This is a genomic window from Stenotrophomonas sp. S39 (genome assembly GCF_016624665.1).
Taxonomy (GTDB): domain Bacteria; phylum Pseudomonadota; class Gammaproteobacteria; order Xanthomonadales; family Xanthomonadaceae; genus Stenotrophomonas.
The window spans coordinates 1-7,873 of the sequence record NZ_JACVTT010000139.1 but is presented as its reverse complement, the minus strand read 5'-3'; the positions used below and the strand labels follow the sequence as shown (position 1 = coordinate 7,873).

General features: G+C 63.2%; 4 protein-coding genes. All 4 read right to left on the bottom strand.

Features of this window, described 5'->3' with window-relative positions:
• Positions 1–107: 107 nt before the first annotated feature.
• A complete protein-coding gene (fusA, locus tag IAE41_RS21060) occupies positions 108–2,249 on the bottom strand; it encodes an elongation factor G (protein ID WP_200734437.1) in 2,142 nt (713 codons plus the stop codon).
• A 138-nt stretch (positions 2,250–2,387) separates the two neighbouring features.
• Positions 2,388–2,855, bottom strand: coding sequence for a 30S ribosomal protein S7 (gene rpsG / locus IAE41_RS21055; RefSeq protein ID WP_079220751.1), 468 nt, complete (start codon positions 2,853–2,855; stop codon positions 2,388–2,390).
• A 12-nt stretch (positions 2,856–2,867) separates the two neighbouring features.
• The gene (gene rpsL, locus IAE41_RS21050; RefSeq protein ID WP_004145320.1) at positions 2,868–3,242 is read right to left on the bottom strand and encodes a 30S ribosomal protein S12; all 375 of its coding nucleotides are present in this window, start codon (positions 3,240–3,242) and stop codon (positions 2,868–2,870) included.
• 284 nt (positions 3,243–3,526) lie between these two features.
• Complete coding sequence (rpoC, locus tag IAE41_RS21045) at positions 3,527–7,750, bottom strand: DNA-directed RNA polymerase subunit beta' (protein ID WP_079220750.1); 4,224 nt, start codon at positions 7,748–7,750, stop codon at positions 3,527–3,529.
• Positions 7,751–7,873: the final 123 nt, after the last annotated feature.

Below are 7,873 nucleotides of genomic sequence, written 5' to 3'. Positions count from 1 at the left end.
ACCGATGGTGCCGACGTTGACGTGCGGCTTGGTGCGCTCGAACTTACCCTTTGCCATTGTTGTATCCCTTGATTGTCGTAAGTGGTTCAGGAGAGGCTGAGCGAGGCTCAGCCCTTCTTCATGACGGCTTCGGCGATGTTGTTCGGCGCCGGCTCGTAATGGTCGAATTCCATGGTGAAGGTGGCGCGGCCCTGGGTCTGCGAACGCAGCGCAGTGGCGTAACCGAACATTTCACCCAGCGGGATCATCGCGTTGATGATCGAAGCGGAGCCGTCACCGGTGGTGTCGGAACCCTGCAGCACGCCGCGACGACGGCTCACGTCGCCCATCACGTCACCCTGGTAATCCTCCGGGGTCACGATCTCGACCTTCATGATCGGCTCCAGCAGCACCGGCTTGGCCTTGGCGAAGCCCTGCTTGAAGGCCATCGACGATGCCAGCTTGAACGCCATTTCCGAGGAGTCGACGTCGTGGTACGAACCGAAGACCAGCTTGACCTTCACGTCCACCACCGGGAAGCCAGCCAGCGGACCGCTGGTGATGGTTTCGCGCAGGCCCTTTTCGATCGAAGGAATGAATTCCTTCGGAATCACGCCGCCGGTGATGTCATTGACGAACAGGAAGTCGTCCTTGATCAGCGGAGCGATCTTCGCATCGGCGCGGTCTTCAGCGGTGATCGGCGACAGCTCGATCACGACGTGACCGTACTGACCCTTACCACCGGACTGCTTGGCGTGCTTGTAGTCCGACTTGACGTCGGCCAGGGTGATGGTTTCGCGGTAGGCAACCTGCGGCGCGCCGACGTTGGCTTCAACGTTGAACTCGCGCTTCAGGCGGTCGACGATGATGTCCAGGTGCAGCTCGCCCATGCCCGAGATGATGGTCTGGCCGGATTCTTCGTCGGTCTTGACGCGGAACGACGGATCTTCCTGCGCCAGACGGCCCAGGGCCAGACCCATCTTTTCCTGGTCCGACTTGGTCTTCGGCTCGACAGCCATCGAGATCACCGGTTCCGGGAACGTCATGCGCTCCAGGATGATCGGCTGGTCGATCGAGCACAGGGTGTCACCGGTGGTGGTGTCCTTCAGGCCCACGGCAGCGGCGATGTCACCGGCCAGAACTTCCTTGATTTCTTCGCGGTTGTTCGAATGCATCTGCAGGATGCGGCCGATGCGCTCCTTCTTGCCCTTCACCGAGTTCAGGACGGTGTCGCCACCGTTCAGGGTGCCCGAGTAGACACGGAAGAAGGTCAGCGCGCCGACGAACGGATCGGTGATGATCTTGAAGGCCAGCGACGAGAACGGAGCCTTGTCGTCGGACTTGCGGGTCATGGCGACGTTTTCGTCATCCACGTCGGTACCGGTCACGTCCGGCACGTCGACCGGCGACGGCAGCAGCTGGATCACGCCGTCGAGCATGGCCTGCACGCCCTTGTTCTTGAACGCCGAACCGCAGTACATCGGGACGATTTCGGTGGCCAGGGTACGGGTACGCAGCGCGTTGATGATTTCGGCCTCGGCCAGCTCTTCGCCGCCCAGGTACTTTTCCATCAGCTCTTCGCTGGCTTCTGCCGCGGTTTCGATCATGTAGGTACGGGCTTCTTCAGCCTTTTCCTGCAGGTCGGCCGGGATGTCGCCGTACTCGAACTTCATGCCCTGCGAGGCTTCATCCCAATGGATGGCCTTCATCTTCAGCAGGTCGACGACGCCCTTGAAGCCGTCTTCGGCACCGATCGGCAGCTGCATCGGCACGGCGACAGCGCCGAGCTTGGCCTTCAGCTGGTCACGGACCTTGTAGAAGTTGGCGCCGGTGCGGTCCATCTTGTTGACGAACGCAATGCGCGGCACCTTGTAACGGTTGGCCTGGCGCCACACGGTTTCCGACTGCGGCTGCACGCCACCGACGGCACACAGCACGAACACCGCGCCATCGAGCACGCGCAGCGAACGCTCGACTTCGATGGTGAAGTCGACGTGCCCGGGGGTGTCGATGATGTTGAAGCGGTGTTCCGGCAGGGACTTGTCCATGCCCTTCCAGAACGCGGTGGTGGCAGCGGACTGGATCGTGATGCCACGCTCCTGCTCCTGCTCCATCCAGTCCATGGTGGCGGCGCCGTCGTGCACTTCACCGATCTTGTGGCTCTTGCCGGTGTAGAACAGGATGCGCTCGGACGTGGTGGTCTTGCCGGCATCGATGTGAGCCATGATGCCGAAGTTACGGTAACGCTCGATGGGAGTGGAACGGGCCACGGGGAGCCTCTCAGATTTCTTGGATTTCGGATGGCCGAACGCCGCCTTGCGGCGGCCTTCGGATTGGCGCAGCCCTTCCGGGGCCGCGAGGCAGCACCGATGTGGTGCTGCCCTGCCTGTTTTACAAGGCCGTCAAACTCACCAGCGGTAGTGGGCGAAGGCCTTGTTGGCTTCGGCCATGCGGTGGGTTTCTTCGCGCTTCTTGATGGCGCCGCCACGGTTTTCCGAGGCGTCGATCAGTTCAGCAGCCAGCTTCTTCGGCATGGTGTTCTCACCACGCTTGCGCGCGGAGTCGATCAGCCAGCGCATGGCCAGAGCCATCTTGCGCGATGCACGCACTTCGACCGGCACCTGGTAGGTGGCACCACCGACACGGCGCGACTTGACTTCGACCGACGGAGCGACGTTGTCCAGAGCCTTCTGCACCAGCTCGATCGAGTTGGCGTTCTTCTCGGCGATGACGTCCATGGCACCGTACACGATCTTCTCAGCGACGGACTTCTTGCCGCTCAGCATGACCATGTTGATGAAACGGGCGATGGTTTCGCTTCCGTGCTTCGGATCCGGCAGGACGGAACGCTGCGGAGTATTACCCTTACGCGACATAGTGGTCTCTCCTTATGCCTTCGGACGCTTGGCGCCGTACTTGGAACGGGCCTGGCGACGCTTGGCAACGCCGGCGGCGTCGAGCGAGCCACGAACGGTGTGGTAACGCACACCCGGCAGATCCTTGACGCGACCGCCACGGATCAGGACCACGGAGTGCTCCTGCAGGTTGTGGCCTTCGCCGCCGATGTAGGAAATGACTTCTTCCTGGTTGGTCAGGCGGACCTTGGCAACCTTGCGGAGAGCCGAGTTCGGCTTCTTCGGGGTGGTGGTGTAAACGCGCGTGCAGACGCCACGGCGCTGCGGGCACTTGTCGAGCGCCGGCGAGGCACTCTTGTACGTAGTAGCTTGCCGCGGCTTGCGGACCAGCTGGTTGATCGTCGCCATCAGTAGGTTCTTCTGATTGGTGGCCGGAAATCCGGCCAGAGATGCGGAAATGTTAAAGCAGGCCAAAATTCTGGCCTGCTGAGACAGACGATTGTAGCAACCTGTCAGGAAAGCAGTCAAACGCCTCCTGTCAAGCCCGTTCCTGATCCTGGAACGTTACTGGGGAGCCTCCGTGCACCCCGTTCAGGTTGGCCGGGAGGATCGCGGACGATCCCCCCTGCCCTTTCCCAATGGCCGACCGGTGCAGTCGAGCAAGCTCGACTCTACCGGCCGGACCTGATACCTCATTCTTCGCCAGACGCCTGTTCAGCTTCGGCTTCAACGGCCGGAGCTTCGACGGCCGCCGGGGTGCCGGTCAGGGCCTGCATCTCCGAGTCGGTGAGACCCGAAGCGCCGCGGCGGCGGCTGCTGTGGTACGACAGACCGGTACCGGCCGGGATCAGACGGCCGACGATGACGTTTTCCTTCAGGCCGCGCAGGTTGTCCTTGGTGCCGCGGACGGCAGCTTCGGTCAGCACGCGGGTGGTTTCCTGGAACGAAGCGGCCGAGATGAACGATTCGGTCGCCAGCGATGCCTTGGTGATACCCAGCAGGACCGGATCGAAGTGCGCCGGCAGCTCGTTGCGGGTCGACAGGCGCGCATTCTCCTCGATTACGCGCTGGCGCTCCACCTGTTCGCCGTTCAGGAACTTGCTGCTGCCCTGGTCGGTGATCTCGACCTTGCGCAGCATCTGGCGGGTGATGACCTCGATGTGCTTGTCGTTGATCTTCACGCCCTGCAGGCGGTACACGTCCTGGATTTCCTTCACCAGGTAGGCGGCCAGCGGTTCGACACCCAGCAGGCGCAGGATGTCCTGCGGGCTCGGCTCGCCGTCCACGATGGTTTCACCCTTGGTGACATGCTCGCCTTCGAACACGATGACCTGGCGGTACTTCGGGATCAGCTCTTCGTGTTCCGAACCATCGGTGTCCTTGATGATCAGGCGCTGCTTGCCCTTGGTGTCCTTGCCGAAGCTGATGATGCCCGAACGCTCGGCCAGCACCGCCGGATCCTTCGGCTTGCGGGCTTCGAACAGATCGGCCACGCGCGGCAGACCACCGGTGATGTCGCGGGTCTTCGACGCTTCCTGCGGGATCTTGGCGACCACGTCGCCCACGCCCACTGCGGCGCCGTCCTGCAGGTTGACGATCGAACGCGGCGGCAGCAGGTACTGCGCCGGCAGATCGGTGCCCGGGATGGACAGGTCGTTGCCCTTGGCGTCGACGATGCGCACGATCGGGCGCAGGTCCTTGGCCTGGGCACCACGACGCTTCGGATCGGTGATTTCGCGCGACGCCAGGCCGGTCAGCTCGTCGGTCTTCTCGATGACGGTGATGCCGTCAACGAAGTCGATGAAGCGGATGAAGCCGGCAACTTCCGACACGATCGGGTGGTTATGCGGATCCCAGTTGGCCACGGTCTGGCCAGCCTTGATCGCATCACCGTCCTTCGAGGTGATGGTCGCACCGTACGGCAGCTTGTAACGCTCACGCTCACGGCCGTGGGCATCGAGCACCGAGATTTCGCCCGAACGCGACACTGCCACCAGCGAGCCGTTGGCGTGCTCGACCGACTTGAGGTTGCTGAACTTGACCGAGCCGGTGGTCTTGACGGTGATGTTGTCGACCGCAGCAGCTCGCGACGCCGCACCACCGATGTGGAACGTACGCATGGTCAGCTGGGTACCCGGCTCACCGATGGACTGGGCAGCGATGACGCCGACCGCTTCACCGATGTTGACCAGGTGGCCACGGGCCAGATCGCGGCCGTAGCAGCGGCCGCAGACACCGAAGGCCGATTCGCACGAGATCGTCGAACGCACCTTGATGCTCTGCACGCCGGCGTCTTCCAGCTTGGCGACCCAGGCTTCGTCCAGCAGGGTGTTGCGGGTGACGATCGGATCTTCGTCGTTGCCCGGCAGGAACACGTCCTCGGCAACCACGCGACCCAGCACGCGATCCTTCAGCGGCTCGACCACGTCGCCGCCTTCCACGATCGGGGTCATGATCAGGCCTTCGGTGGTACCGCAATCCACCTCGGTGATGACCACGTCCTGCGCGACGTCGACCAGACGACGGGTCAGGTAACCCGAGTTCGCGGTCTTCAGCGCGGTATCGGCCAGACCCTTACGGGCACCGTGGGTGGAGTTGAAGTACTCCTGCACGTTCAGGCCTTCGCGGAAGTTCGCCTTGATGGGCGTCTCGATGATCGAGCCGTCCGGACGCGCCATCAGGCCGCGCATGCCGGCCAGCTGACGGATCTGCGCCTGCGAACCACGCGCACCGGAGTCGGCCATGATGTACAGCGAGTTCATCGACTTCTGGTCGATGGTCTCGCCCTTGGCATTGACGACCTTCTCGGTACCGATGGTGTCCATCATCGCCTTGGCGATGCGCTCATTGGTGCGCGACCAGATGTCGACCACCTTGTTGTAGCGCTCGCCGGCGGTGACCAGGCCCGACTGGTACTGCTCCTGGATTTCCAGCACTTCGGCTTCGGCCTCGGTGAGGATGCCCTTCTTCTCGTCCGGGATCAGCATGTCGTCGATGCCGATGGAGACGCCGGCGCGGGTCGCGTAAGCGAAGCCGGTGTACATCAGCTTGTCGGCGAACACGACCGTGTCCTTCAGGCCCAGCTGGCGGTAGCTGGAGTTGATCAGGCGGCTGATGTTCTTCTTGGTCAGCTCGGTGTTGGCCAGCGCGAACGGCAGGCCTTCCGGCAGGATTTCAGCCAGCAGGGCGCGACCGATCGTGGTGTCCACGATCGAGGTCTTGTTCTGCTTGTTGCCTTCTTCGTCGGTCACCACTTCGGTGATGCGGACCTTGACGCGTGCGTGCAGTTCCACCACGCGGTTGTCGTAGGCGCGCTTCACTTCGGCGATGTTGGCGAAGGCCATGCCCTCGCCCTTCTTGTTTTCCAGCGAGCGGGTCATGTAGTACAGACCCAGCACGACGTCCTGCGACGGCACGATGATCGGCTCGCCGTTGGCCGGCGACAGGATGTTGTTGGTCGACATCATCAGCGCACGCGCTTCCAGCTGGGCTTCCAGCGAGAGCGGCACGTGGACGGCCATCTGGTCACCGTCGAAGTCGGCGTTGAACGCGGTGCAGACCAGCGGGTGCAGCTGGATGGCCTTGCCTTCGATCAGCACCGGCTCGAACGCCTGGATGCCCAGGCGGTGCAGGGTCGGCGCACGGTTCAGCATGACCGGATGTTCGCGGATGACCTCTTCCAGGATGTCCCAGACTTCGGCTTCTTCGCGCTCGACCAGCTTCTTGGCGGCCTTGATGGTGGTGGCCAGGCCACGACGCTGCAGCTTGGCGAAGACGAACGGCTTGAACAGCTCGAGCGCCATCTTCTTCGGCAGGCCGCACTGGTGCAGGCGCAGGTACGGGCCGACCACGATGACCGAACGGCCCGAGTAGTCGACGCGCTTGCCCAGCAGGTTCTGGCGGAAGCGGCCCTGCTTGCCCTTGATCATGTCGGCCAGCGACTTCAGCGGGCGCTTGTTGGTGCCGGTGATGGCACGGCCGCGACGGCCGTTGTCCAGCAGCGCATCGACCGATTCCTGCAGCATGCGCTTTTCATTGCGCACGATGATGTCCGGCGCGCTCAGTTCGAGCAGGCGGCGCAGGCGGTTGTTGCGGTTGATGACGCGGCGGTACAGGTCGTTCAGGTCGGAGGTCGCGAAGCGGCCGCCATCCAGCGGGACCAGCGGACGCAGGTCCGGCGGCAGCACCGGCAGCACGGTCATGACCATCCATTCCGGACGGTTGCCCGATTCCAGGAAGGCTTCGATCAGCTTGATGCGCTTGGTGAGGCGCTTGAGCTTGGTTTCCGAACCGGTTGCGGCGATTTCCTCGCGCAGGCGGGTCATTTCCGACTGCAGATCGATGGTGCGCAGCAGTTCGTACACGGCCTCGGCGCCCATGGCGGCGTCGAAGTCGTCACCGTGTTCCTGGCGGGCGGTCAGGTACTGTTCTTCGGTCAGCAGCTGGCGGCGCTCCAGGGCGGTCAGGCCCGGCTCGGTCACCACGTAGGCTTCGAAGTACAGCACGCGCTCGATGTCACGCAGGGTCATGTCCAGCATCAGGCCGATGCGCGACGGCAGCGACTTGAGGAACCAGATGTGCGCGACCGGCGAGGCCAGGTCGATGTGGCCCATGCGCTCGCGGCGCACCTTGGCCAGGGTCACTTCGGTGCCGCACTTTTCGCAGACCACGCCGCGGTGCTTCATGCGCTTGTACTTGCCGCACAGGCACTCGTAGTCCTTGACCGGCCCGAAGATGGCGGCGCAGAACAGGCCGTCACGCTCCGGCTTGAAGGTACGGTAGTTGATGGTTTCCGGCTTCTTCACTTCGCCGAAGGACCACGAACGGATCAGGTCCGGCGAGGCCAGCGCGATCTTGATCGCGTCGAAGTCCAGCGTCTGGCGCTGCTGGTTGAAGAGGTTGAGCAGGTCTTTCATGGTGTTCTCCAGAAGGAGGAATGCTGTGTCGATGGGCTTTCAGTTGACTGCCAGCGGCGCGGGGGCGGGCCCCCCCCCCCGGGGGGGGGAGTTGTGTTTCCGTTGCCAGTTGTTGGGCAGCGC

Coding starts and splice junctions, on each gene's coding strand:
- rpsG (WP_079220751.1), bottom strand. CDS start 2,855: ATGTCGCGTAAGGGTAATACTCCGCAGCGTTCCGTCCTGCCGGATCCG.
- rpsL (WP_004145320.1), bottom strand. CDS start 3,242: ATGGCGACGATCAACCAGCTGGTCCGCAAGCCGCGGCAAGCTACTACG.
- rpoC (WP_079220750.1), bottom strand. CDS start 7,750: ATGAAAGACCTGCTCAACCTCTTCAACCAGCAGCGCCAGACGCTGGAC.